Below are 25904 nucleotides of genomic sequence, written 5' to 3' on the forward strand. Positions count from 1 at the left end.
TTTAACCATTTAATAGATTAGAGGCTTAGAAGCAGGTTAGTCCAAGAACATGAAAGATGAATTGAAGGAGGACGACAAGTTGGAACATGCTGATGAGAAAATATTGAAATTGCTGCAAGAGATGGAGACGCTTGAGAACCCGCAAACGATTCATGCCGCTAGCATTCGAATCGGAGTTGAAAACTATGTGTTTGAGCCTGTTTTCTTTTTCGATGAGCGTTTATCGGTGCATTTGCCGAGCCAGTTCAAGGACATGGATGAGCAGTCGAGGAAAGCCAAATATCCGTATGAGGCGCGTCCAGATAATATTAAGGCCAATGCGGATGGAAGTATTGCTTTTACGCTGAAATATGTGGATGAGGACTTAAGCGACCCTTGGGTGGATGAGCTTACGAATGGCATGAAGAGTATGGTGAAGCGGGCGAATCCGGCGAATGTTTTTTATACGACAGAGGTTGAGGAAATTAATGGGAAACGCATCGGCTTCTTCGACTTCAAAAGCTCGGCGCTCGACGGCTACCTATATACGATTATGTTCTTCCTTGCGCTGGACGGTAAGGCGGTTATCGGGTCCTTCACATGTCCGTATAGCCTATATGCCGACTGGCGGGAGATTGCTTACCAAATGCTGCAAAGTATCCGGGTATACGAAGAAGCAGAGGAAGAGGTGCAGGCATGAGTGAACGTACAGTAAGACCGACTGAGCGAGCAGGACGTATGGAAGCTCGCGGCGCAAAACAGGAATCCGGTGGCATGGATTTTATGGCAGGCCGTGCAGAAAGACCAGCAGGTCGGGCGGAACGCTCGGAAAACAAAAATACTCACCCAGCCGCAGCCGCGATAAGAAGCGAGAGTGCAAGCAGCCAAACCTCCCACCCGATCTACACCCTCGCAGACATCCATATGACTGAAAGCCCCTATGAGCAAATAACAGCCTTGAAAATAGTAAAAGAAGTGAATGAGCATATCCAGCTGACGCTAAGCGGCATCGTGCCGGAAAGCAAGCTGGATGTGTATATCGAGCGCATCTCGGACAATGAGCCGATTGAGGTGTATACGCAGACGGAGGAGAGCGGCAAGCGGACGCTTTTTCATGGCATTATTACGAACGCCCGCATCCAAGTGGTGCAAAACGTGCGGACGCTGACGATTGAAGCCCACAGCCGCACATTCCTGATGGATCTCAAAAAGGAAACGCGCTCCTACCAAAACGGGCAGCAAACGTATGAGCAGATTTTGAACGAGCTGGCGGCAGATTATCCGAACGCGAATGTCGTGGATGAAGCGTCGCAGGGCAAGGCTATAGGCGGCCTTATCATGCAATATCAAGAAACCGACTGGGCGTTCGCGAAGCGGCTGGCGTCGCATTTCCATATGCCGCTGCTGGCGATTAGCGCGATGCCGGGCATCCGTTTCTATGCGGGCTTGCCGGAGGCGGGCGGCGAGGTCGTGCTGACGGAGAGCAACTATACGATTCGTAAGGAAATGGGCACCTACAAGCAGTTGGCTGAAAATAGCAAAGCGAGCTTCACCGAGCAGGGCCGGATGATTTATGAGGTGACGAGCCATACGGCTGTTGAGCTGGGCAGCGCCGTTCAATTTCAACGCCGCTCCTTGTTCGTGTACCGCGTGGAAGCACGCACGGAGCAAGGACTGCTTGTCTACCATTACGATCTGCGAGAGCGGGAAGGATTTCGCTGCGGCACCCGTTATCTGGAGGAGATCACGGGTATTTCGCTATTCGGCACGATTGCGGGCGTGGAGAAGGACAAGGTCAAGCTGAAGCTGAAAATCGACGGCGGCGGAGCGGATACGTGGTTCCCGTATTCGACGGTGTATTCATCGCCAGATGGCAGCGGGTGGTACTGTATGCCGGAGATCGGCGATGAGGCAAGGCTGTATTTTCCCGATGCGGAGGAGAAAAATGCGTTTGCGGCAAGCTCGGTTGACGTCGCTTCTTCGGATACGACGAAGCGCAGTGATCCAGCAGTGAAAAGCATCAGCACGAAATACGGCAAGCAGATTGTGTTTCAGCCGGGCGCGGTGGAGATTATCGGGGGCGGGCAGATGCTGCTGCGTTTGACGGATGACGGCGGAATCGAGATCAACAGCGATAAGAAAATTATGCTGTCGGCGGTGGAGGACATTGAAATAACGAGCGAAGCCAATATTTTGATCCAAGGGGAGACGGGCATTGATCTGAAGCAGGGCGATGCGATGCTGACGGTACAGGATGAAGTGACGCTGAGCGGCGGAAAGGTCAACATTGTATGAGTCAGGTGATGACGCGGGAAGAGGCGCTTGCAGACTTTATGGAACGGCATGTGTTTGATCGGTGGCAGGAGGATGTGCTGCTCGTAAACGACATTTACGAGCAGCATCAGGAAGAGATGGATGCAGAGCTGGCGAGAGCGTTTGAGGCGTTATGCGTGCGGGCAGCGGAGCTTCAAGCAGCGGAAGAGCAAGGAAAGCTGAAATATATTTATATTTCTTATTTGCGGACGAGCATCATGGAGGGGCACTGTACGTACCGAATGGATGCGTATGATGAACGCTGGCTGATGGATACGTCAGGCTGTACGGCGAGCTGGGAGCCGGCGTTTCTGTTCGCTCCAATGTTTGAGCGAGTGAAGCGGCTGGAGCCAGAAATAGTCGCTTATGCACGAAAGGTCACGCTTATGGATCTCGACGATATCCGCCAGCTGGAGGCGGAGAAATGCCATACGCTAGCGGTGGAATTCGTGCGTGGGCAGATGGAGAAGCTGATTGAGCTTGAAGCCTTCACCGCACTTGCGAAGGCGGAGGGCTGGGCGATTGCTATGGGCGAGTACCGCGATCAGACGGAAATATTGGCGGAGGATGGTCATGGGGTGCGCGCACTGGATGAGCCTGAGCCTGAGCCTGACGAAGGCGAAAGCGCGGAAGAGGAGCTGCCAGATCAGGAAGCGCGCCAGCTTCAAGAGCAGCAGGATGGAAAGGACGGTGCGTCCTGATGGACTATTTTGTGCTAAAGCAGGATAGCCGCTACACGAGTACGCCGATGCTGGAAGGGCTGCGGGAGAAGCTGGACATGCGAGATATGCACGCGGTGACCTCGTACCGAATACCGGACAAGCTGCTGTTTCAAGTCAAGGGAGAGAAGGACAGCGTATTTACGGATGTGCTGGATCGGCAGCTTTTTTTGCTCTCGGATGGCTTGAAGCGGTTAGTGGAGCTGTATGAGCCAAGAGCGGTATACAAGATGGTCATATTGATGCATCTGCTCACGCGGCGGCAGCAGACGTATTATTTGCCCTTTTTTGAGGAGCTGCCCTGTTTAAGTCCTTATGCCGAGCTGCATCAGGATCAGCGGACAATTAAGCGGCTGGTATTAGACCCAGAACGTCTGCAAGGGAAGAAAATTGTGCGGGTGAGCGAAAGCGAGCTGCCGCTGATCGTTGTGCGGCTGGATGTAGCGGAGAGCCTGCTGCGGCGGGAGCCAGTGGGCATACGGTTGGAACGGGTGGAGCTGGCTTAGACGAAGCATGCTGAAACTGAAACAATCGGTAACGGATAAGGAGGAAGCGAAATGTCGGAACAACCTGCCTATGTAGTGAGAGGGGCGACGATGGCGTGTTCATGCGGAACGCATAAGCGCCGTATCAATTTGCCCAATAGTCATGGGTCGTATGTCAATGGCAAGCCGATGATGAATGAGGAAGATAACAGCCCGGAAAATGTGCCGTATTTCGGCATCTGCATCAGTCCGAAAATGGCTGCCGGACAGATCGTCTATTTGATTGACGAGGAGGGCAACACCATCGGGGGGCCGCCATGTATGCCCGATTTTATGGGGAAGTGGCTGCAGCCAAAGGAAAATGCGAAGGTGGACAATAAGTCGGCCCTGACGACGGATTCCTTCTTGAAGTGCGCGATGGAAGGGGAGGTCTTTTTTCTCACGGATGGTCAGCACGATTCAGATTAAGCGAGGCAAGGACAATGGGGAGGAGGGGTGCAGATGATCGGATATGATCGCTTGCGGGTGGAAGGTCCCTGCAAGCTGAAGCATATGACGGATGTGGCGATGAGCTGGAAGCCGGGTGAGCATGGGACGCTGCGGATTAGCGGGATCGTCGAGGAGGAGCTGCGGACGAACGCCACGCTGGAAGCGGTGTGGCAGGATAAAATCGCCTTGTACGACGAAGAAGAGGGCAAGCGGAAGCCGCTGTTTAAGGGTGTCGTCACGTCCGTACAGACGGTGCATCACAATGGGGTGTACACCGTCGAAATTGAGGCGGTATCGGGAAGCATCTATAGCGATTTGAAGAAGCGGAAGCGATCTTTTCAGGATACGAGCCAGACGTATGGGGCAATCATGACCACGGTGCTTCGTGCCTATCCAGGTGGAGATGTGCTGCTTCAGCAAGGAGAAAAGGAAAAACCATCTGAGCCTGTCCTTCAATATGAGGAAACGGATTGGGAGCTGACGAAACGGCTAGCGAGCCAGTTCCAGTCAGTGGTCGTCTGTGATATATTGGAAGAAACGCCGAAGCTGTTCATTGGGATGCCGGAGGGGAAAGAGCATAAGCTGCCTGAAGGCGCCTCCTATACGGTCAGCAAGGATTTGGCGGCGTTTCAAAAAGCGGGCGGAGAAGCAGCGGGCCTGCATGATACGGATTTTTTCGGTTATGAAATAGAGTCTCGGACGTTCTATCGTTTGGGCGACCGCTTTAAGATTCGGGGATATATTGAGCTGATCGTCTCGTCGATGACGGCGCGACTAGAAAAAGGCCAGCTGATCTACCACTACCGCCTGTCGCGGGAAGCGGGGATACGAGAGCAACGGATGGTGAACAGCAGGCTGTCTGGCCTGACGCTGCAAGGAGAAATTTTGGCGGTGAAAGGCGAGCAGGTGCAGGTGCATCTGGCGATTGACGACAAGCAGGACAAGGGAACGGCGCACTGGTACCGCTACGCCCCAGAGACGGGAAGCGCGATGTACAGTATGCCGCAGGTAGGGACGAAGGCGAATCTGTATCTGGCCGATGCAGGTGGTCAAGAAGCGATTGTTACGGGCGGCGTACGAACGAACGGAGCGAGTGCGGAAAAGACAGCAGATCCGAACAACCGCTATTTTGGCACGGAGCATGGCAGTGAAATGAAGCTGTCGCCGACGGGAGTCGAGTTCACAGGCGGAAGCAAGGAGCCGCTGTTTTTGAAGCTGGATGATGCCGTCGGCATTATTTTGAGCAGTCCGCGCAAGCTGACGCTGACGGCGAAGGAAGAGATTTCACTGTTCACGCCGAAGCGTGTCGTGATTGGTGCGCAAGCGCTGCTAGTTGCGAAGAAGACGAGTGCGCCAAGTGGAATTACGCTGGAAGGCGAATATAACCTGATGGGGGCGCAGATTCGGACGGAGGGGAAGGATCGGACGAGCTATGCGCCGTATGACGATGCGCCCGTAGAAGGCGAGCCGCCGCCTCCACCGCCCCCACCGGAAAAGCCGCCGTTCAGCTGGAAGAAGCTCGGCATGAACGTGCTGGCAGGTCTGGCTGTCGTCGCCGTTGTCGCGGTAGCGGCAGCTTTTACGGTAGCGACATTAGGAGCCGGAGCGGTCGTTGTGGGCGCTGTGCTGGCCGGAGCGGCTATTGCAGGAACGGCGGCCGTCGTGAGCCAAGCGGTGTCGGATATTGCACGCGGTGAGGTCAGCGATATGGGCACGTATGTGTCAACGGCCTTTCGAGAGTCAATCATTGGGGCGGTATCTGGGGCAGTGTTCGGCCCGTTCGGAACGATGGCGACCTTTGGCGGACGAATGGTATTTGGCGCGGTGCAGAATGGGTTTGAGAGCGTTATTCGTCAGACAATGGAGGGTAAAGGGTTTAGCTGGAGTACGTTTGCCATGGATGTTGGGATTGGCGTGCTAACCGGTGGGATCATGGATTCGCGTTTGACGAAGGCGATAGGAAGCAAGATTGCAGATGCGAAAATCGTGAAGACCTTAGGCAACGCATTTGGTGATTCGCTGAATAAAATGACAGGCTGGATTGGGAATGCGGCGGATGCGGTTAAAGCAAAACTGATACGTGATGCATTGGATATAAAGGATGCAGCAACTACAGGTTTGAAAAAGCTACAGAATATGTTTACGCTAAATAATATGAACGGCGGACTTATTCCGGTAGGAGCTGGTGGTCAAAAAGGGGATTTTTGGTTTAATCAATCGTCTGATCCACAGATTCCAAACACAACTCAGCATCATAAAGATTTCTTTAGTGAATCCGAGGCTGGCAAGAAGGAATTGGCGGAGCGCTTAGAGAATGAGGCTAAGGATATAAATGTAAATGAGGATGTCGTTAATGAAGTATATGGTCCTTATTATGAAGAAGCCAAAAAATTATATGAATCCAACCCAGATTGGTATCCAAATCCAGATGAATCTAAAATCGTAAAAGGGAAAGAATTAAAAGAAGCTCGTGCTGAATATGAAGCAATGGTAAGAAGAGGACAACTTGAAAAAGGTCATCATGTTCAGGGATTAGCATTTGGAGGAGAAAATGTTGATGCTAATATAAAAATTACAGGTGAATCTACGATTTCTCGTACGAAACTTAGTGAGTTAGAATTGGATTTTTATAATCAAATGGGATATGGGAAAAAGAATGCGAAGGTACTAAAGATATATGAGAATGAGAATGGTATAATTGTATTTGGAAATAACCCTCAACATACTGAAGTTACTGTATTCCAAAATAAAGTTTTGAAATGGCAGAGAGAGAATAAGAAACGTTAAACTTGATAGAGGTCGGTGAAGCAAATTGGACAAATCTAAAAACCTTTTGAATAGTTCGTGGTTTGGAGAGAAATCAGAGCATTCTAACGAAGAAATTAAAGCAAATCTATTAAAGGCTGATACAGAATCACAAGTTTTAATTTTCTTAATAGAAATGTTCAAACTAGGTGATTTTACACAAAAACCGCTATTGATTCAACTAATGAATCAAACAAATGATGAAGCTGTATTAAATCTATGTATCAGGGTTTATTTTTCAATCTGTACACATGATGATTTGAATGATTCAAATAGTATGCGTTTTTTAGAAAATGCATCAGAAGATACAATAAGAACTTTTGCATCTGCTGCGACTACATCACTTTCACTAGATGCTATTCCATATTTATTGAGCTTGCTTGAAGAATGGTGTGATATTAATGATATAGCAGTAGTTTTAAGGGATTCAATCGACTTTTTTATAAACTACGAGGAGGAATTAGGAGAAGATTCTACAGTAGATGACATTGGAGAATATTATTTGAGTTACACCCAGCAACATGAAGTAGAAAAGTATTATTTTGGACAAAAACTAGCTTTTCCAGGAGATTTGGCAAAAAGGATTTTTGAAAGAGTTATGCAAGCTGTCAACAATGAAGAAATTTTTAAAATGGAATTTATACCCTCCGTATTATCCATTTGGACAGGAATAAAAGTGCCGGCTGAGTATGACACGGTTATAAACAAAGATAACTATAAAAATTTTATTTCTTATATAGAGGGGTTGTCAACCAAGGGGTGGGAAAAAGGTGAGAAGTATTTTTATGGATTTAAAATTTAGCTTTATAATTGTGGAAATGTAGAGTGTATTTACAAATTTAGAACTTAATTCAAAGGCTTACTCCATTGAATAATATGGAGTAGGCTTTTTTTCATTTTCTAGACCTGAAATAACCGCTGCGTGAAGCGAGAGTGCAAGCTTGTGCTAAAGCAGGATAGCCGCTACACAAGTACACCAATGCTGGAAGGTTTGCGAGAGAAGCTGGATGTAGCGGAGAGCCTGCTGCGGCGGGAGCCAGTGGGCATACGGTTGGAACGGGTGGAGCTGGCTTAGAAAGAACGAGTCGAGTTTCTTTTGTTAGAGCGCTTGAAAAGCTAGAACGGAACGATTCGCAGCCAGCTGGAGCATGGGATAAGAAAGTGAAAAGGGAATGGTGATCATAAAGGAGGAACCAGAATGTCGGAACAACCTGCCTATGTGGTGAGAGGGGCGACGATGGCGTGTTCATGCGGAACGCACAAGCGCCGAATCAATTTGCCCAATAGTCATGGGTCGTATGTCAATGGCAAGCCGATGATGAATGAGGAAGATAACAGCCCGGAAAATGTGCCGTATTTCGGCATCTGCATCAGTCCGAAAATGGCCGCCGGACAGATCGTCTATTTGATTGACGAGGAGGGCAACACCATCGGGGGGCCGCCATGTATGCCCGATTTTATGGGGAAGTGGCTGCAGCCAAAGGAAAATGCGAAGGTGGACAATAAGTCTGCCCTGACGACGGATTCCTTCTTGAAGTGCGCGATGGAAGGGGAGGTCTTTTTTCTCACGGACGGACAGCACGATTCAGATTAAGCGAGGCAAGGACAATGGGGAGGAGGGGTGCAGATGATCGGATATGATCGCTTGCGGGTGGAAGGTCCCTGCAAGCTGAAGCATATGACGGATGTGGCGATGAGCTGGAAGCCGGGTGAGCATGGGACGCTGCGGATTAGCGGGATCGTCGAGGAGGAGCAGCGGACGAACGCCACGCTGGAAGCGGTGTGGCAGGATAAAATCGCCTTGTACGACGAAGAAGAGGGCAAGCGGAAGCCGCTGTTTAAGGGTGTCGTCACGTCCGTACAGACGGTGCATCACAATGGGGTGTACACCGTCGAAATTGAGGCGGTATCGGGAAGCATCTATAGCGATTTGAAGAAGCGGAAGCGATCTTTTCAGGATACGAGCCAGACGTATGGGGCAATCATGACCACGGTGCTTCGTGCCTATCCAGGTGGAGATGTGCTGCTTCAGCAAGGAGAAAAGGAAAAACCATCTGAGCCTGTCCTTCAATATGAGGAAACGGATTGGGAGCTGACCAAACGGCTAGCGAGCCAGTTCCAGTCGGTGGTCGTCTGTGATATATTGGAAGAAACGCCGAAGCTGTTCATTGGGATGCCGGAGGGGAAAGAGCATAAGCTGCCTGAAGGCGCCTCCTATACGGTGAGCAAGGATTTAGCGGCGTTTCAAAAAGCGGGCGGAGAAGCTGCTGGCCTGCATGATACGGATTTTTTCGGTTATGAAATAGAGTCTCGGACGTTCTATCGTTTGGGCGACCGCTTTAAGATTCGGGGATATATTGAGCTGATCGTATCGTCGATGACGGCGCGACTAGAAAAAGGGCAACTCATCTACCACTACCGCCTGTCACGGGAAGCGGGGATACGAGAGCAGCCTAAGATGAATAGCAGGCTGTCCGGCCTGACGCTGCAAGGAGAAATTCTGGCGGTGAAAGGCGAGCAGGTGCAGGTGCATCTGGAGATTGACGACAAGCAGGACAAGGGAACGGCGCACTGGTACCGATACGCCCCAGAGACGGGAAGCGCGATGTACAGTATGCCGCAGGTAGGGACGAAGGCGAATCTGTATCTGGCCGATGCAGGTGGTCAAGAAGCGATTGTTACGGGCGGCGTACGAACGAACGGAGCGAGTGCGGAAAAGACGGCAGATCCGAACAACCGCTATTTTGGCACGGAGCATGGCAGTGAAATGAAGCTGTCGCCGACGGGAGTCGAGTTCACAGGCGGAAGCAAGGAGCCGCTGTTTTTGAAGCTGGATGATGCCGTCGGCATTATTTTGAGCAGCCCGCGCAAGCTGACGCTGACGGCGAAGGAAGAGATTTCACTGTTCACGCCGAAGCGTGTCGTGATTGGCGCGCAAGCGCTGCTAGTTGCGAAGAAGACGAGTGTGCCAAGTGGAATTACGCTGGAAGGCGAATATAACCTGATGGGGGCGCAGATTCGGACGGAGGGGAAGGATCGGACGAGCTATGCGCCGTATGACGATGCGCCCGTAGAAGGCGAGCCGCCGCCGCCACCGCCGCCGCCAGAGAAACCGCCGTTCAACTGGAAGAAGCTCGGCATGAACGTGCTGGCAGGTCTGGCTGTCGTAGCCGTTGTCGCGGTAGCGGCTGCCTTTACGGTAGCGACATTAGGAGCAGGAGCAGTCGTTGTTGGCGCTGTGCTGGCCGGAGCGGCTATTGCAGGAACGGCGGCCGTCGTGAGCCAAGCGGTGTCGGATATTGCACGCGGTGAGGTCAGCGATATGGGCACGTATGTGTCAACGGCCTTTCGAGAGTCAATCATTGGGGCGGTATCTGGGGCAGTGTTCGGCCCGTTCGGAACGATGGCGACCTTTGGCGGACGAATGGTATTTGGCGCGGTGCAGAATGGGTTTGAGAGCGTTATTCGTCAGACGATGGAGGGTAAAGGGTTTAGCTGGAGTACGTTTGCCATGGATGTTGGGATTGGCGTAATTACTGGCGGATTGTTAGATGCAAGCGTGCTGAAGGCTATAGGTAATGGTGCAAAAACCGGCTTTAACACACTAAATGGTTGGCTGGATAAGGGTTGCCGAAAAATATATGGCGAGCTTTGGAATGTTGCTATTGATCATAAGCAGTTTTTAGAGGGAAGCTTAAAATGGCTGCAAAGTATGGCGATGAAAAATCATAACAGTATTTTTGCATGGGCAGCAGACGGTGTGCCGGGCCGGAATTATTTGTTTACTAAAACATCTGAGTCTAATATTCCTAGTCCATCGGAGCAGAACAAGAATTTCTTTGCCAAATCTGAAGCGGGTGAGAAGGAATTGGCGGAGCGTTTGGAGAAAGAGGCTAAAGAAATTTCAAAAGTCTCAGATGATATTGAAGTAAAAGAATATGGTGAGTGGAAAAGTGACGGATCTGGGTCACAAAAGCACCATTTAAACCAAGATGCTGCCTATAGTTCAGTAATTCCAACAGATAAGGGTGTCACTATAGAACTTAATGGGAATATTATTAGTGGTCCTGTTGGTACTCCTCATTACAAAGCACATCAAGAAATGGAGAAGTTTTGGGATCAATTCAGAACAGCTACCAAAAAATTCCCAGCAGGTCCACGAGTTGGAGAGTATCCAACTAATCTAGAATATACTAAGGCTTTAAAACGTTCCCTAGAGGCTGCGGGTTTATCGCCAAATCAAGTAAATAAAGCTCTTAAAGAAGCGATCCATCAAAGAGTCAAACATGGATTACTGGGCGGTATGAATGTGCCATTAAAACTTGGTAAAAATGGACTTCCGAAAATTCCTGGAAGAATATATGGCGTGTATCGGGATTATAAGCCTTAACTTATACATGATAAAAAATGGAGATGATACTAGTTGAAAGAAATAGTAGTAACAACAGAGTTATTAAACACTATTAAAGATATTCCTTGGTTTAATGACTGTGGCAAGGTAAGGAATTTGGAACTACCATTTGATTTTCAGTATGTTAAAGATTGGGAAGAAGCGGAAGCATATGATGAAAAAGAAGAATGGGAGGAAATTATTACAAACAGTCGAGAAGCATTGGCTGATTTTGTGATGAAAAAACTTGGCTATAGTGTGAGAGTTTTTAATTCTATAGTTGCTACTGTAAGAGATTCCGCTGAGTATAGTTTATCGGTAGAGAAATTACGAGCAATAGTCGAAGAAAATAACATCAAGGATGAATTTGGTGATACTCTAAGTTGGATATTGCTTAATGCGGGAATTGAAGATGCATTTAAAGAATTTAAAGGGTGTCCAACATTTTTTCGTGAAATGTTAGAAGTATTTAAAAATGGTCATTGTCCTTGCGGATGGGAGGGAAGATGGCCAAAAGGGAAACTGTTTATTTATTAAATTTAAAAAATAGATTAGGAGAAAATATTATGACAGATTTTTTAGATCCAAGTAAATTTGATGAAGAAAAAGTGAGTAATGCCTCAAAAGAATTAGAATTTTTCACTGGAAAAATATTCGTTTTGCTAGATGTGAAATTTGAAAAAACCACAGAACTTGAGCGACAAGTCATTGCAGCATTTTGCTTTGGAGCAATTAATGCTGTTATTCATAGAGATGATTTAAGTCAACCACAAGCACATGCTCTAATTATATCATTACTTATTAATCAATTTAATTACAGTGAAACTCAGGCTGTTGCATTTGCTGAAGACTTAATTAAAGCAACAAATAAAGAGCATCATCCCGTAATGAACTCAATAATTCACAGAGGGATAGACGGCCACTATCAGTATGAAGGCAAAGATTTTGAGAATCTTAAAAAAAATATATTAGAAGTTATTAATGTAGTGAAAAAGAAGGCTTAATACAAAGCCATGTTATTAAAATAAAAAAAGATTTACTTCGACTTGAAAAGTTGAAGTAAATCTTTTTTTAATATAACCCAGCCGCAGCCGCTATAAGAAGCAAGAGTGCAAGCAGCCAAGCCTCCTACCCGATCTACACCCTCGCAGACATCCATATGACTGAAAGCCCCTATGAGCAAATAACGGCCTTGAAAATAGTAAAAGAAGTGAATGAGCATATCCAACTGACGCTAAGCGGTATCGTGCCAGAAAGCAAGCTGGATGTGTATATCGAGCGCATCTCGGACAATGAGCCGATTGTCCTTATAGAAAAGAAGACGATTTTATGAGGTGCCCAATAATCGCCGCAGCTTCTCCTCCGTTCCGGATTCCTCTACCGGGGTATAGACGGTGCAACGCAGGTCTACGCTGCCGAGCACTTGAAAGGAGGTCAGTGCGAACAGCATTTTGCTTGTTTTGGAGTGGCGAAATTCGATGGTGACCTCAGGTGAGCGGCTGACCTGGCTGCGCTGCCATAGCGTTTCGAATTCAGGGTGGAGCCGTGACATTTCCCCGATAAAATGGTCATACCAATCATCGCCCGCATATTGGCCGTAATAGGTGCGGAAGATCGCAAGGTAGCCTTCCACGAACGTTTCCCAATTAACGGCCAGACTGCGCAGCTCCTTGCGTGTAAATAGGAGTCGAATCAGGTTCCGCTCGCCATAGGGAATGGAATTGAAGTCGACGAATACATGCGAAGCAGCCTCGTTCCAGCCCACGATATGACAATGCCGGTCGGAAATAATCGTTGGGCAATAGCGCAGCTCCGTTAAGATTCGCTGCAAGGAAGGACTAAGCTCCAGCTCCGTCTCCTCCAGCTTCAAGCCGCCACTGCCTGTACCCGCATGATGGCCAAATGCCAGTCCAAAAATATAGTCGCGTTCATCCGCTGTCAGCAGCAGCGCACCAGCAATCGACTCCAACACTTGGGTGGACACTTGAATGTCACGTCCCTGCTCCAGCCACGTATACCAGGTTGCGCTAACGTTCGCCAGCTGCGCCACCTCCTCCCTGCGGAGTCCCGGCGTACGCCGCCGAATGCCGGCCGGCAAGCCTACCGACTGCGGTTTAATTCCAGCACGCTTCGTCTTTAGAAAAGACGCGAGCGCTTCCAGCCGAATACGATCGGACAAAACTCTCACCCCCTTTCCATTACGCTGTCATTTATTATTGTAGTATAGCTAATACTAGGATAAACGACAACTTGTAATAGGATAATGCGTTTGCCATAATACAATCAATTAAATAAAGCAGTTTATTTCTGGAAAGTGGGGAACATATGATGAGCAGAGTTGTTGTGACGGGGCTTGGTATCGTATCGCCAGTAGGAATAGGGGTAGAGACATTTTGGGAAGGAATGCTTGCGGGTAAATCAGGAATTGGCCCTATAGATGCATTTGATGCAGCGAACCATAAGACGCATTTCGCTGGTCTAGTGCGGGATTTTAACCCGGAGGAGCAGTTTGGGAAAAAAGAGGCTCGCAAAATGGACCGCTTCACTCAGTTCGGCCTCGCGGCAGCGGAAGAGGCGCTTGCCGATTCGGGCTTGCAACTGGAGCAGTTGGATCGTGAGCGGCTGGCGGTATATGTTGGCTCCGGCATTGGCGGCTTGAAGACGCTGCAGGATAACGAAGGGCAGCTGCGCCAGCGCGGGCCAGGCCGGGTCAGTCCGCTGCTTGTGCCTATGATGATTGCCAATATGGCAGCTGCGCAAATCAGCATCAGGCTCGGCTCGCTCGGCCCAACGCTTGCGCCAGTTACGGCTTGCTCCATAGGCAATACGGCCATTGGCGAAGCGTTCCGGCTCATTCGCGGCGGCTGGGCGGATGTCGTGTTTGCCGGAGGTTCAGAAGCAGCTGTAACGGATATTTCGCTTGCAGGCTTTGGCAATGCGACCGCGCTTTCCACACGCAACGAGGAGCCGCAGCGGGCAAGCCGTCCTTTCGACATCGGACGAGATGGGTTCGTCATGTCAGAGGGAGCGGGCATTTTGGTGCTGGAGTCGCTCGAGCATGCCCAAAGCAGAGGAGCACGCATTTATGCGGAGGTCGTAGGCTATGGGGCGACCTCGGATGCGTACCATATCGTAGCGACGCCGCCTGACGGAGCTGGGGCATACCGGGCGATGAAGCTGGCGCTTGAGGAAGCGGGACTAGCACCTGAGGATGTGGATGTGATCAGCGCACATGCTACAAGCACTGAGGTTGGCGATTCCTCGGAGGCTTCGGCGATTCACCGCTTGTTTGCAGCAGGCGGCAAGCAGCCGCCGGCCGTCACGGCAACAAAGTCGATGCTGGGGCATATGCTCGGCGCATCGGGAGGGGCGCAGGCGATTGCCCTCGCCAAAGGCTTGCAGGAGGGCGTTATTACGCCGACGATTAACTACGAGCAGCCGGACCCGGCTTGCGGAGATTTAGACATCGTAGCCAATGAAGCTCGCCGAGCAAATATTAAAGTCGGTCTCACTAACTCCTTCGGCTTTGGCGGGCATAATGCGGTTATTGCGATGCGGAAATTTGAAGGGTAATGACAAGCAAGCGGACGAGGCAGAGGAAAAGAAATATTTCAAATTAACTAATGTGTGCTAGGTCTATACGAGACAAATTAGAGCCCGCCAAAGCAGTGACCGAATCGGTCGCTGCTCTTGGAGGGCTCTTTGCCGCATCAAGCATTCATCCGCATAAACTGGGGAATCAGCACGTTTAGCTCTTTAATAAAGGCTTCGCAAGCAAGCGATTGCTTCTTCTTGGCATGAAGCCAGTAAAAATCGACGGGATGCTCGACCTGAAGCGGGATCGGAACGATATGCCCGGTCATGACGTAAGGATCATTTTTCAAGGAAATATCCAAATAAAAGCCGATCCCTAGTCCCTCGCTAATGACCCGTTTAGAAACCTCGGAATGCTTGGAATGAAAAATCTCCCTGCTCGTGCCATACGCCTGAAGCTCCTCCTTCATCCGCTCCGATGTGCTAATAATCGACTGCTTGCTGATTTCCTCCATCGAAAGACTCTCTTTGTAGGCTAAGGGCGACTTCCCCCCAACGCAAGCCATAATTTTGCAGGTTAAAAATTTCTCGGCGACCAGATTTTTAAAGGACATTTCCTCCGGCGCTCCAATAAGTCCCACATCCCAAGCTCCGCTCAGAAGCCGCTCTTCAATTTCACTCGGATGGCTTTCTGTAATTTCCAGTTCAACAAGTGGATATTTCTCCGAGTAATGGGTGAGCAGCTTAGGCAAAAAGCTAGTGCAAGCCCCGAAGGTTGCCCCGATAACGAGCCGCTCGTTCAGCAGCGAGCTGTTCAGCTTGGCGGTCTCTGTGAAGTTGTCCCAGCGCGACAAAATATCCTCAGCCATCTGAATTAGGTTGTTGCCGACCGGGGATAAGGTGAAAAATCAGCCCATTCTGCTCAATCGTCCCGCAAATCAGTTATAATAAAACGATAGCAATGCGGAAAATACGGCCCCTTGGAGCTGGAGACGAAAAGGACGATGAGAGATGGGAAGAGAGCTGGTAATCGGGCTTGATCTGGGGACAACTAGCGTTAAGGCCTGTATTTTTGATAGACATGGCCATTTGGTCGCAGATGTTGAGAAAATGAACACCTTCCACTATCCGCAGCAGGGCTGGGTGGAGCAAAGCGCAGTGGAAATCGAGCGCTCGGCGGTGCTCGCGATCAGAGAAGCGATTGAGAAGGCGCAGGTGCAGGAGGGCGAGCTGCTGGCGCTCGGTTTTTCTGCGGCGATGCATGCCATTCTGACGCTTGATGCTGACGGCAATCCGACTTCTCCGGCTATCATTTGGGCAGATGGAAGAAGCGCAGGAGAGGCGGAGGCGTTGTTGGCAGCAAACGGGGATCAGGTGTATAAGGCGACGGGAACGCCGATACATCCGATGACTCCGCTTATGAAGCTGCTGTGGATGAAGGAAAATAATTACGAGCCTTATGAGCAGGCGAGCTATTTCATGTCGATTAAGGAATATTTGCTTTACTGCTGGTTCGGGAAGCGCAAAATTGATTATGCAATGGCCTCGGCAACCGGCTTGTTCAATCCGGCGAAGCTGGACTGGGAAGCAGAGCTGCTGGCGCTAACCGGCATTACAGCAGAGCAACTGTCCGAAATCGTGCCGCCAACGGAAATTCTGTCTGGGCTGAATGCGGATATTGCTGCGCAAATGGGCGTCCCAGTGACTCTGCCCTTCGCAATTGGCTCCGCGGATGGGCAGCTGTCTAACCTTGGCATTGGCGCGATTCTTCCCGGCGAGGTTGCTGTATCTGTTGGGACGAGCGGGGCGATTCGCCAGCTTACGCATCAGGCGAAAGTGAGCGATAGCCGCGAGACCTTCTGCTACTCTTTTACGAAGGACACGTATATCGTGGGCGGTCCAACGAACAATGGCGGCATTGCGCTGCAGTGGCTGAAGGAGACGCTGAATTATGAGGGCGGATACGAAGCTTTTCTGGCTGAGGCTGAAAAGATTGCTCCCGGTGCGGACGGTCTGCTCTTCCTCCCGTATTTGAACGGAGAACGGGCACCGCTGTGGAATCAGCGGGCGAAGGGCAATTTCTACGGCTTAACGATGACTCATGAGCGAGCGCACTGGATTCGCGCAGTGCTGGAGGGCGTAACGTTCAACCTGTATCAGATCGGCAAGGCGCTGGAGAAGCTCGCGGGCGCGCCGCAGAAAGTGTATGTGAATGGCGGGCTGTCCCGCTCGCCGCTCTGGCTGCAAATGATGGCAGATATTTTCGATGCGGAAATATATGTCTCGGAAAACCATCACAGCGCCGCATGGGGCGCCGCTTGGACCGCTCTGGTGGCAGCGGGGCATGCGGCCTCCTTTGAGGAAATTAAGCAGCATATTCCGATGGACAAGCCCGTTGTTCCGAACCCGGAGACGAGCAAGCGCTACAAAGACATTTATGCCGATTATGAAAAGCTGGCGAAAACGATGGCAGCCTTTTTCTAAAGGGCTGACAAAGCTAGGCTGGCCGCAGTTAACAAAATCAAGCCCCGGCAGTTGTGAGTAATCACCGCCAGGGCTTGATTTTTTATTTAACATAGAAAGAAAAAATGGAGTAATTCAAGTGATGGCAATACTGTTTATGCTTTATTCAGCGAATAGCTGTAGGTGTAGCTTTTGCCATCGAGGGCACTGCGGTAAGAGAAGCTGAGCACGCCTTTGGACGTTTCACCTGTGAAAGCAAGCTCATCGCCATGGTAGGGAACATCATTCTTTTCTGCATACTCCTGTTCGGCAGCGGACAGGAACTGCTTATATAGAAGCGTAGCAGTGCCCGTCTTCAAATCGACTAAAGTGAGCAGTCCTGTCTTGTTAGGGCGAATAATGAGGTAGCCTTGGCCCATGCCGAGCACGGCATAGGATTCATCTTTGCCACCCAGCTTGGGAAGGTCATATTGCTCCAGTGCAGCTCCGCTGCTATCCAGCAGCGTTAAGGTTTTGCCATCGGTCAGCAGCGGATTATTGTTCATCGCCACAATGTTAGGCTCGTAGCGCTGATAATAATTCGCCTCAGCTTGTTTGACGAGCTTGCCATCTTTAATATAAGCGGCATGGGAACGGTATTGAATGCCGGGCTCCCCGTAGTTTATGAGAAGGGATACCATGAGTCCATTCGTTCCGACTGCTTTGATAGAAATGCCCCAATAGCCGATAAGCTCTGGATCTATTTGAAGCTTGCCCGCCAGCTTGGGAATATCAGATTTGCCAAGCGCCGTATAAAGACTGCCGGTAGCCGGATCAATCCATGCTGTGCCTGTCTGCATACTGCCACCCGTTTGATAAATGATTTTCTGGTTAATCCCTACTGTGTTGTCAGCCTGCTTCCAAGTTACGCTTGCTCCAATGGATTCGGAGAAAAAGCGCAGCGGTACGTATACACGGCCCTTAATCACCTGAAGAGGGGTGCTTAGCTTAATCTTCTTGCCGTTGTTGATCGCCTCCGTGGAGCCGATCTTTAACGTAATGAGATGTTCCGGATAGCTCATGGTGACGGTTTTGGCTGCCGCGTTCCATGTCACCATCGCTCCGAGCAGCTCGCCTACCTCGCGAAGCGGCATATACACCGAGCTTTGAGATATAAAGGGGGCCGATTCGGTCAAATACGAATTGCCGTTGATCTTAAGCGTAATTTTCTTGGCGGCTGGCGCTGCTGCTGCCGCTGTTATGTAATTGCTGCTGTTAGCGGGCAGCGCTGCTGTTGCAGGAGACGCTGCCATTAACGAAGCTGCAAGGCTGATCACTGGTACAATTGTAAAAGCGGAGCGAAAACGTTTCATTCCTATTCCTCCTGTTAAGGCTGCTGCAATGGCCATGCCTTCTAAGCTTATTCTAAAAATAAAGACGCAGCTAGACGACAAATAGTTACAATTTTGGCTGAATAAATTTTGATGTCGAGGGTGATGAAGGAATTAACGCCTTCCAGGTGGAATTTATGTATAGCTGCTTTGACAGCAATGGCTATTAATCGTTCAAAAAGTTATTTCGGAGGTATCGCATATGACGGAAGTGGCTTTATGGCCTGATTCAGTTTATGAAAATGTGGAAGGTGAGCGCCCGTATTTAGTGCCTCATCTTATTCGGTCCGACAAGCCTCTAGCGGCAGTCATCGTGCTCCCGGGCGGCGGTTATCGCAATCGCGCCGACCATGAAGGCGAGCCGATTGCCAAGTGGTTGAATGATTTGGGGCTGCATGCGTTTGTTCTTCATTACCGTGTAGCTCCGCATAAGCATCCTATTCCGCTTGGTGACGCGAAGCGCGCTATACGAATTGTCAGAAGCCGGGCAGCTGAATTCGGCATTGATCCCGCGCGTATTGGCATACTTGGCTTTTCGGCTGGCGGTCATTTGGCTTCCACAGCCGGCACGCATTTTGATGCCGGAGACAGCAGCAGTCCCGATTCGATCGAACGCGCAAGCAGCCGTCCAGATGCGATGGTTCTGTGTTATCCGGTCATTTCTTTGGGAGAGCACCGTCACGAGGGCTCCCTGGTCCATTTGCTTGGTGAGGATGCGCCTGAGGAGCTTCGCAGAGAACTGTCGAGCGAGCTGCATGTAACGGAGCAGACACCGCCGACCTTCCTCTGGCATTGCGCTGATGATGGAGCCGTTCCGGTCCAGAACAGCTTAATGTTTGCAGCAGCGCTGGCGAGCAAGGGCGTGCCTTACGAAATGCACATTTATGAAAGCGGCGGACATGGCATTGGTCTTGCATATGATCATCCTGAAGCGCATACCTGGAGCCTATGCTGCGGCAATTGGCTGAAAAAACGCGGCTTTACGGAAGAAATAGACGTACAATAACACGAGCTTCAATGGCGAACAGCAGGAGTACGGCAGCAGGGCGTAGGAGCGTATAAACCGTTCATTTTCATGTCTGGGCCACTGGGTCTGCTGCTGATTGTTCAGAGGTTTGCTGCAAGCAGCAGTCACAGGGTCTCAGGCAAAGCCGGGGACCTTTTTTGTAGTTGCAAGCCGGTATAAGTGTCAACCTTATAAAGGGCGTATGACAATATAGATAGAGAAGCGGAGCTGAGAAGCACAATGCAAATGAGTGGTAAAATCGTACTTGTCACCGGAGCAAATGCAGGCATGGGGCTGGCATCAGTTACGGAGCTTGCGAAGGCTGGCGCAGAAGTGATTATGGCTTGCCGCAGTCTGGAGCGAGGAGAGGCCGCACGGCAGCAAGCCCTTGCCGCTAGCGGAGCCTCGCATATTGAGCTGATGGCCTGTGATTTGGGGGATTTTGCGAGCATTTATGCCTTTTGTGAAGCCTTCAAGCAGCGGTACGGTCGGCTGGATGTGCTGCTGAACAATGCAGGCGTTGTATCGCTAAAGCGCGAGCTAACCAAAGATGGCTATGAGAGCATGATTGGCGTCAATCATCTGGGACATTTTTTACTGACGACCTCGTTGTTGGAGCTGCTGAAGCAATCGCCGCAGGGCAGAGTAGTCAATGTATCCTCGGGCGCGTATAAAGCGGGGAAAATCCATTTTGAGGATATCAATCTAACTCGGAGCTTCAATGTTGTTAAGGGTTATGCCCAATCGAAGCTGGCCAATATTTTGTTCACCAAGGAGCTGGCTAAGCGGCTGGCGCATTCGAAGGTGACGGTTAATTGCCTGCATCCCGGAGCGGTAGGTACATCGCTTGGCGTCAACCGCCAGACGGGCTTTGGCAAAAGCATATACGCGCTGCTGCGGCCTTTTTTCTTGACTTCGCTGGAGGGAGCGCAGACGGCGCTTTATTTGGCAAGCTCGGAGGAGGGCGGAACGGTAAGCGGGCACTATTTTTATAAGCAAAAAAGGGAGGAAGTGTCTCCAAAAGCCAAGGATGAGCAGGCGGCCAAGCTGCTGTGGGAATGGAGCGAGCAGCAGGCAAGTCAAGCAAGGCATGTGAAATAAAGCGAGATGGGGGGCGTTATGGTGGGAGGTTGTTTGAATGCTTGAGAAAACCGCCGTCAAGTCGACGCTTGCGTTGATTGCACTGTTCAGCCTTATGCTGGCTGGCTGTACGAAGGATGCACCGATGCCGGAAAGGGGCAATCCGGCCATGCTGCAATGGCTGCCGATCATTCAACAGTCGGGCAAGCTGGTTATCGCTACATCCGAAAATTACCCGTTTGAATATACGGATGAAAAGACAGGCGAGTTTATAGGGTATGATGTAGATTTGGCGCAGGCGATTGCAGACGAAATAGGCGTGGATATTGAATGGAAAAAATTTTTGTTTGCTGACTTGCTTAATGCCCTGCAATTGGGTGAAGCCGATATGATTATTTCCAGTATGTACATTACGGAGGAGCGGGAGAAAATCGTTGATATGTCGGATAAATATTTGGATAGCGGCATGGCGATCGTCAAGCGGAAGGGCGACAATTCGGTAAGCTCCCTCGATGATTTGGATGGCAAAACGATTGGGGTAAAAACACAAGGGAGAAGCGAGCGTGAGGCCGAAGCGCTGATTGCACAGGGCAAAAAAATTAAAGTACGCTCGTATGCTACGGTGGAGGAAGGATTGGAAGCACTGCGCTCCAGAGAGGTAGATATCGTTTTTAACGATTATTTAAAACAGGCCAGCTACAATCAGCATTATCCTGAGGCACAGCTGGAGCTTGTAGGCGGGGCATTTACCAAGGAAGGATTCGGAATAGCTGTCGTCAAAGGGCAGACTGAATTGCTTCAGGTCGTCAACCAGGTCATCCACAGGCTGCAGGAAAATGGTGATGCGGATGTGCTGTACAGCAAATGGCTGCAATAAACGAAGAATCAATAATCGAATGCTCAATAAACGTATGCTCAATAAACGAATGGGCATAAAAAAGACTGGCGACTCATCGGGCTGTGCATGCAGGGCACCCGATAAGGTCATCGCCAGTTTTTTTGTTTTTCGTATAAAGTCAGCGGCAAGCCAGCAAAAAGGCAAGCAGGCGGCACGCAAGTACAATGGCTAGCGAGTGCGGCCTACGGGCGGAATTGGACGTTTAGCTCAATAATTTCTGCGCGACTGCCGATGCGGAGCGGCGGCCCCCATGTGCCGAAGCCGGACGAGACGATGGCGTGAAGCTGTCCTTTTTGCAGAAAACCCCAATCGAGCTCGAACAGCCTTCTTGTGAAAAAGTGGTTCGGCATCAATTGACCCCGATGGGTATGGCCGGACAATGAAAGATCAATGCCTTGCAGCGAAGCCTGCTCCAAATCGGATGGCTGATGATCCATCATAATGAGCGGCAGGGAGGCGTCGAGCGCTGCGACGAGCTCCATAACGGATTGGCGGCCAGCGGGATCAGCTCTTTTGGCGCTGAGGTCTTTGCGTCCGATGATATAAAAGCCGTCGTCAATCTTCACGCTCTCGTCTTGCAGCACGCGAATGCCGACAGCATTCATCTCTGCAATAAAGCGGGCGATGTGACCGCCAATATATTCGTGATTGCCAAGAACGGCATAGACGCCAAGCGGTGCTTTCAGGCGCTTCATAACGTTCGACATATGATCGTCGATATAAGGGGCAATGTCATCATCAATAATGTCGCCCGGCAGCAAAATCAGGTCTGGCTTCATTTTTTCCATAGCATTTGCAAGCCGCCCCAAATGGCGTTTGCCTACGATGGTGCCCAGGTGTATGTCTGAGGCCATGCCGATACGCAGCGATTTGCGCGCTCCGGCCGACTTTGCAATCGTAATGGAATAGGTGCGAACAATCGGGGTCCAGGCATTCCAGCTGCCGCGCAGAACAATTCCAATCATAATCAAGATGACGAGGCTCCCTACGGCCAGCAAAGCAGTAGAAGCGGGGATATCCAGCTTCGTAAGCAGCCAGTATATGAGATTGGCTGGAGGAAGCAGCAGTATCCCATATTCCATAATCGCAAACCAGTAAGAGCCGATAAGCTTGAATGCACGCCCGATTTTGCGAAGTGGAGCTACAGGCTGGAGCAGTCTTCCAATGATATAAGAGAAGGAGATAATTGCGACAATAAAGGCATAGGGCCACGGGTTTTCCAAGGGAAGCAAGGCCGACAAATACAGCCATCCATTCCAGCCAATATAAAACTGAATAGCAACAAAAATGAATAATACTAAAGCGATTATACCGATCAAACGCGGTTTCAACATTCGCACTCCCCAGTCATTAGCTTTGTGCATGAGAATTAGCTGCCAAATCTATTATTATTCATGGTGAGAATACTATAGCATAATGGCAATTGTCAGGTAAAATAGAGTCAGAGACTAAGGGGAAGAAGGAGTGCCTTAACGTTGCCTTTCATCATGCAAATGTTACTGTTTATTGCGGCCGGGCTTGCAGAAATCGGCGGCGGCTATTTGGTGTGGCTGTGGCTGCGCGAAGGAAAGCCTTATTGGTACGGTATAATAGGCAGTGGAGTCTTAGTGCTTTACGGCATTTTGCCTACGCTGCAATCGTTTCCGACCTTTGGCAGAGTGTATGCAGCCTATGGCGGCGTATTCGTCGCGATGGCGGTGCTTTGGGGCTGGCTGGTAGACAAGCGAACGCCCGATCTTTACGATTGGATTGGCGCCGTCGTATGTCTGATCGGCGTATCGATTATTTTGTGGGCGCCGCGGGGATAGCTTGCTTAGGCGCCATGCTCGGTCTATTTTTGACAACATTAGCATTTGTAAGGATAATATAGCTTTACAAGCTGGACGAATGGAGCGAATGGAAGAGATGAAATCATTGGTTCTCGCGGAAAAGCCAAGCGTGGCAAAGGAAATTGCCCGTGTGCTTGGCTGTACGAACAAAAATAAAAGCTATATAGAAGGTTCTAAATATGTGGTAACCTGGGCGCTTGGCCATCTGGTTACGCTCGCGGAGCCGGAGGAATATGATCCGAAATACCGCAGCTGGAATTTGGAGGATTTGCCGCTGCTGCCTCCTAAAATGAACTTGAAGGTGATGAAGGAAACATCCCATCAATTCAAGGCGGTAGCGCAGCTGTGCAAGCGTTCGGATATTGGCGAGCTTATCATTGCGACTGATGCCGGGCGTGAGGGCGAGCTGGTTGCCCGCTGGATTATGGAGCTGGTGCATTGGCGCAAGCCGTTTAAGCGGCTCTGGATTTCGTCGCAGACGGATAAGGCAATCAAGGATGGCTTCAGCAGGCTGAAGCCGGGAGCGGAATACAACCATTTGTACGCTTCCGCTGTGTGCCGAGCCGAGGCGGACTGGCTCATTGGACTTAATGTCACCCGCGCTCTGACGACCAAATACAATGCACAACTGGCCGCAGGACGCGTACAGACGCCGACGCTTGCTGCGCTGATGGACCGGGAGAAGGAAATTGAGCAGTTCCAGTCTCAGCCATTTTGGACGGTATCTGCGGATATGGGCACTTTTCAGGCGATATGGCGCGAGCAGGATAGTCATGATGGCCGTGTATGGGGCCGGGATGAGGCTGGCGCAGTTGTCGCCCGCTTGCAGGGAAAAGGAGCGAAGGTGGATAAGCTGCGCACCGTTGAAAAGTCGGAGCTGCATCCGGGAGCCTATGATTTGACGGAGCTTCAGCGCGATGCGAACAAGCGGCTGGGCTTCTCGGCGAAGCAGACGTCTAATGTGCTGCAAAAGCTGTATGAGCAGCATAAAATCGTCACTTATCCGCGTACCGACTCGCGCTATCTATCGAGCGATATCGTGCCGACGTTCAAAAGCCGTCTGGAAAGCGTGGCGGTCGGGCCCTATGCGCCTTTTGCCCGCAAGCTGCTGCGTGGTCCGCTAACCGTGACGAAGCGATTCGTTGATGACAGCAAGGTCAGTGATCACCATGCGATTATTCCAACAGAGCAGTACGTCAACCTGTCAGCGCTAAGCGCGGAGGAGCGCAAGCTGTATGACTTGATCGTTCGCCGTTTCCTAGCTCTGTTCTCTCCAGCATACCGCTATGATGAGACGAGCGTAACGCTGGCGGTTGGCAGCGACAAGCTGTATGCTAAAGGGCGAGTCCAGAAGGAAAGCGGCTGGAAGGAGCTTTACAGCGGGGGTGGATTCGGCAGCGGAAGCTTCAGTGATGATGACGATGAAGACGATGATAAAACCCGCAGCGAGGTGGATCGCCAGTCAGAGCAGCTGCTGCCTGCCATGAGCATAGGGCAGATGCTGCCGATTAAGCAGGCCCGCTTCAAGGAGCTGCGGACGCTGCCGCCAGCAAGGTATACAGAAGCAACGCTGCTAGGCCGAATGGAGAAGCATGGCCTAGGTACGCCAGCTACGCGTGCGGATATTATTGAGAAGCTGCTCGGCACCGACACCATTGAGCGCCGGGGCAACCAGCTGTCGCCTACAGGGAAAGGGCGACAACTGATTGAAATTGTCGTTGAGGAGCTGCGAAGGCCGGAGCTGACCGCTGAGTGGGAGCGGGAGCTTGAGCGGATTGCGCTCGGCAAGGGCAATCCAGCGAAATTTATGGCGGGCATCCGCGAGCAGGCCAGCAAATGGGTAGCAGAGGTGAAAAATGAAACAAAGGAATATAAGCCTCACAATCTGACGCATTCTCGCTGCCCGGAATGCAGCAAGCATTTGATGGAAGTGAAGGGCAAGCGGGGCAAGTCGCTCGTATGTCCGGACCGGGAATGCGGTTACCGCCGCTCGGCTGAGCCGGCGCTGTCCAACAAGCGCTGCCCGCAATGCCGCAAGAAGATGGAAATTCATGACGGCAAAGCGGGGAAATACGCACAGTGCCGTCCATGCAACGTCATTGAAATGCTGGGCGATAAGCAGGGCGGAAGAATCAATAAGCATCAGGAGAAAAAACTGATTAATCAATTCAGCGATAATGTATCGCTGTCAAGCAGCTTGGCGGATGCCCTTAAGGCGGCTATGAGCAAGCAGGAGGATGATAAGTAAATTCATCAAGAGGTCATTAAGAAAGCTCATCAAGAGGTCATTAAGAAAGCTCATCAAGAGGTCATCAAGATACTCAGTTAAAAAGCTAGTCAGCAAGATATAAGCAAATAAGCAAGTGAACGGCTCTGAAAGCTTCGGCCTGCGCCACTGAAGGCAGGCTTGAAGCTTTTTCTTATATTTGAGCTTGACTAGCGATTCTATAGGCCTTAGCGTTATAAGGTATAGAGAAAAAAATTGCTTTAGTAAGCGTTTACTTTAAAAACAACGCTGTTGGGAAGAAACTACTTTGGCAGTGT

General features: G+C 50.5%; 24 protein-coding genes. 20 read left to right on the forward strand and 4 right to left on the reverse strand.

The genetic code is table 11. The features are described from left to right. Window positions 1–79 precede the first annotated feature (79 nt). From V5J77_RS06790 to V5J77_RS06850, 13 genes are all read left to right on the forward strand, one after another. A complete protein-coding gene (locus V5J77_RS06790; protein WP_338555018.1) occupies window positions 80–679 on the forward strand; it encodes a hypothetical protein in 600 nt (199 codons plus the stop codon). Next, window positions 676–2274, forward strand: coding sequence for a contractile injection system protein, VgrG/Pvc8 family (locus V5J77_RS06795; RefSeq protein ID WP_338555019.1), 1599 nt, complete (start codon window positions 676–678; stop codon window positions 2272–2274). The genes V5J77_RS06790 and V5J77_RS06795 overlap by 4 nt, the downstream gene beginning before the upstream one ends. Beyond that, window positions 2271–2993: a hypothetical protein gene (locus tag V5J77_RS06800; protein WP_338555020.1), complete on the forward strand. Its 723-nt coding sequence runs from the start codon at window positions 2271–2273 to the stop codon at window positions 2991–2993. Before V5J77_RS06795 ends, V5J77_RS06800 begins: the two co-directional genes overlap by 4 nt. Further along, entirely contained in the window at window positions 2993–3517 is a 525-nt protein-coding gene (locus V5J77_RS06805) for a hypothetical protein (protein WP_338555021.1), read from the forward strand. Before V5J77_RS06800 ends, V5J77_RS06805 begins: the two co-directional genes overlap by 1 nt. A 51-nt stretch (window positions 3518–3568) precedes the next feature. Continuing rightward, a complete protein-coding gene (locus tag V5J77_RS06810; RefSeq protein WP_338555022.1) occupies window positions 3569–3964 on the forward strand; it encodes a DUF4280 domain-containing protein in 396 nt (131 codons plus the stop codon). 33 nt (window positions 3965–3997) lie between these two features. Continuing rightward, entirely contained in the window at window positions 3998–6772 is a 2775-nt protein-coding gene (locus tag V5J77_RS06815) for a contractile injection system protein, VgrG/Pvc8 family (protein ID WP_338555023.1), read from the forward strand. A gap of 25 nt (window positions 6773–6797) precedes the next feature. Then, window positions 6798–7592, forward strand: coding sequence for an Imm47 family immunity protein (gene imm47 / locus V5J77_RS06820; protein ID WP_338555024.1), 795 nt, complete (start codon window positions 6798–6800; stop codon window positions 7590–7592). A 141-nt stretch (window positions 7593–7733) separates the two neighbouring features. After that, window positions 7734–7865, forward strand: coding sequence for a hypothetical protein (locus tag V5J77_RS06825; RefSeq protein WP_338555025.1), 132 nt, complete (start codon window positions 7734–7736; stop codon window positions 7863–7865). A gap of 123 nt (window positions 7866–7988) precedes the next feature. Beyond that, window positions 7989–8384: a DUF4280 domain-containing protein gene (locus V5J77_RS06830; protein ID WP_338555022.1), complete on the forward strand. Its 396-nt coding sequence runs from the start codon at window positions 7989–7991 to the stop codon at window positions 8382–8384. Between the two features lie 33 nt (window positions 8385–8417). Beyond that, the gene (locus V5J77_RS06835) at window positions 8418–11180 is read left to right on the forward strand and encodes a contractile injection system protein, VgrG/Pvc8 family (protein ID WP_338555026.1); all 2763 of its coding nucleotides are present in this window, start codon (window positions 8418–8420) and stop codon (window positions 11178–11180) included. Window positions 11181–11213: 33 nt separating this feature from the next. Next, a complete protein-coding gene (locus V5J77_RS06840; protein ID WP_338555027.1) occupies window positions 11214–11717 on the forward strand; it encodes a hypothetical protein in 504 nt (167 codons plus the stop codon). After that, complete coding sequence (imm48, locus tag V5J77_RS06845) at window positions 11687–12184, forward strand: Imm48 family immunity protein (protein ID WP_338555028.1); 498 nt, start codon at window positions 11687–11689, stop codon at window positions 12182–12184. Before V5J77_RS06840 ends, imm48 begins: the two co-directional genes overlap by 31 nt. 188 nt (window positions 12185–12372) lie before the next feature. Continuing rightward, window positions 12373–12513: a hypothetical protein gene (locus V5J77_RS06850; protein WP_338555029.1), complete on the forward strand. Its 141-nt coding sequence runs from the start codon at window positions 12373–12375 to the stop codon at window positions 12511–12513. Here the strand turns inward: V5J77_RS06850 and V5J77_RS06855 are convergent. Next, a complete protein-coding gene (locus V5J77_RS06855) occupies window positions 12508–13359 on the reverse strand; it encodes a helix-turn-helix transcriptional regulator (RefSeq protein WP_338555030.1) in 852 nt (283 codons plus the stop codon). The two genes, V5J77_RS06850 and V5J77_RS06855, sit on opposite strands and share 6 nt — an antisense overlap. A gap of 149 nt (window positions 13360–13508) precedes the next feature. Between V5J77_RS06855 and fabF the strand changes: the two genes are divergently transcribed. Then, a complete protein-coding gene (gene fabF / locus V5J77_RS06860) occupies window positions 13509–14753 on the forward strand; it encodes a beta-ketoacyl-ACP synthase II (protein ID WP_338556607.1) in 1245 nt (414 codons plus the stop codon). Window positions 14754–14890: 137 nt separating this feature from the next. Here fabF and V5J77_RS06865 read toward each other — a convergent pair whose 3' ends face one another. After that, complete coding sequence (locus tag V5J77_RS06865) at window positions 14891–15583, reverse strand: LysR family transcriptional regulator substrate-binding protein (protein ID WP_338555031.1); 693 nt, start codon at window positions 15581–15583, stop codon at window positions 14891–14893. A 142-nt stretch (window positions 15584–15725) separates the two neighbouring features. Here V5J77_RS06865 and V5J77_RS06870 point away from each other — a divergent pair, with 142 nt between their 5' ends. Further along, a complete protein-coding gene (locus V5J77_RS06870; protein WP_338555032.1) occupies window positions 15726–17198 on the forward strand; it encodes a gluconokinase in 1473 nt (490 codons plus the stop codon). Between the two features lie 134 nt (window positions 17199–17332). On the opposite strand, the gene V5J77_RS06875 is transcribed toward V5J77_RS06870, so the two are convergent. Then, window positions 17333–18529: a copper amine oxidase N-terminal domain-containing protein gene (locus V5J77_RS06875; RefSeq protein ID WP_338555034.1), complete on the reverse strand. Its 1197-nt coding sequence runs from the start codon at window positions 18527–18529 to the stop codon at window positions 17333–17335. A 220-nt stretch (window positions 18530–18749) separates the two neighbouring features. Here V5J77_RS06875 and V5J77_RS06880 point away from each other — a divergent pair, with 220 nt between their 5' ends. The 3 genes from V5J77_RS06880 (at window position 18750) to V5J77_RS06890 (ending at window position 21510) form a co-directional block, all read left to right on the forward strand. Beyond that, window positions 18750–19553, forward strand: a complete 804-nt coding sequence (locus tag V5J77_RS06880) for an alpha/beta hydrolase (RefSeq protein WP_338555035.1) — start codon at window positions 18750–18752, stop codon at window positions 19551–19553. A 246-nt stretch (window positions 19554–19799) separates the two neighbouring features. Beyond that, window positions 19800–20654: an SDR family oxidoreductase gene (locus V5J77_RS06885; protein WP_338555036.1), complete on the forward strand. Its 855-nt coding sequence runs from the start codon at window positions 19800–19802 to the stop codon at window positions 20652–20654. A gap of 37 nt (window positions 20655–20691) precedes the next feature. Continuing rightward, window positions 20692–21510, forward strand: a complete 819-nt coding sequence (locus V5J77_RS06890; RefSeq protein ID WP_338555037.1) for a transporter substrate-binding domain-containing protein — start codon at window positions 20692–20694, stop codon at window positions 21508–21510. A gap of 203 nt (window positions 21511–21713) precedes the next feature. Here V5J77_RS06890 and V5J77_RS06895 read toward each other — a convergent pair whose 3' ends face one another. Then, window positions 21714–22865 (reverse strand): metallophosphoesterase, encoded by a 1152-nt coding sequence (locus V5J77_RS06895; protein ID WP_338555038.1) that lies wholly within the window; start codon window positions 22863–22865, stop codon window positions 21714–21716. Between the two features lie 153 nt (window positions 22866–23018). Here V5J77_RS06895 and V5J77_RS06900 point away from each other — a divergent pair, with 153 nt between their 5' ends. Then, window positions 23019–23339 (forward strand): YnfA family protein, encoded by a 321-nt coding sequence (locus tag V5J77_RS06900; protein WP_338556609.1) that lies wholly within the window; start codon window positions 23019–23021, stop codon window positions 23337–23339. 97 nt (window positions 23340–23436) lie between these two features. Then, a complete protein-coding gene (locus V5J77_RS06905) occupies window positions 23437–25608 on the forward strand; it encodes a DNA topoisomerase III (RefSeq protein ID WP_338555039.1) in 2172 nt (723 codons plus the stop codon). The last annotated feature ends 296 nt before the right edge of the window (window positions 25609–25904 follow it).

The sequence above is a fragment of the Paenibacillus sp. KS-LC4 genome, assembly GCF_036894955.1.
GTDB lineage: Bacteria > Bacillota > Bacilli > Paenibacillales > Paenibacillaceae > Pristimantibacillus.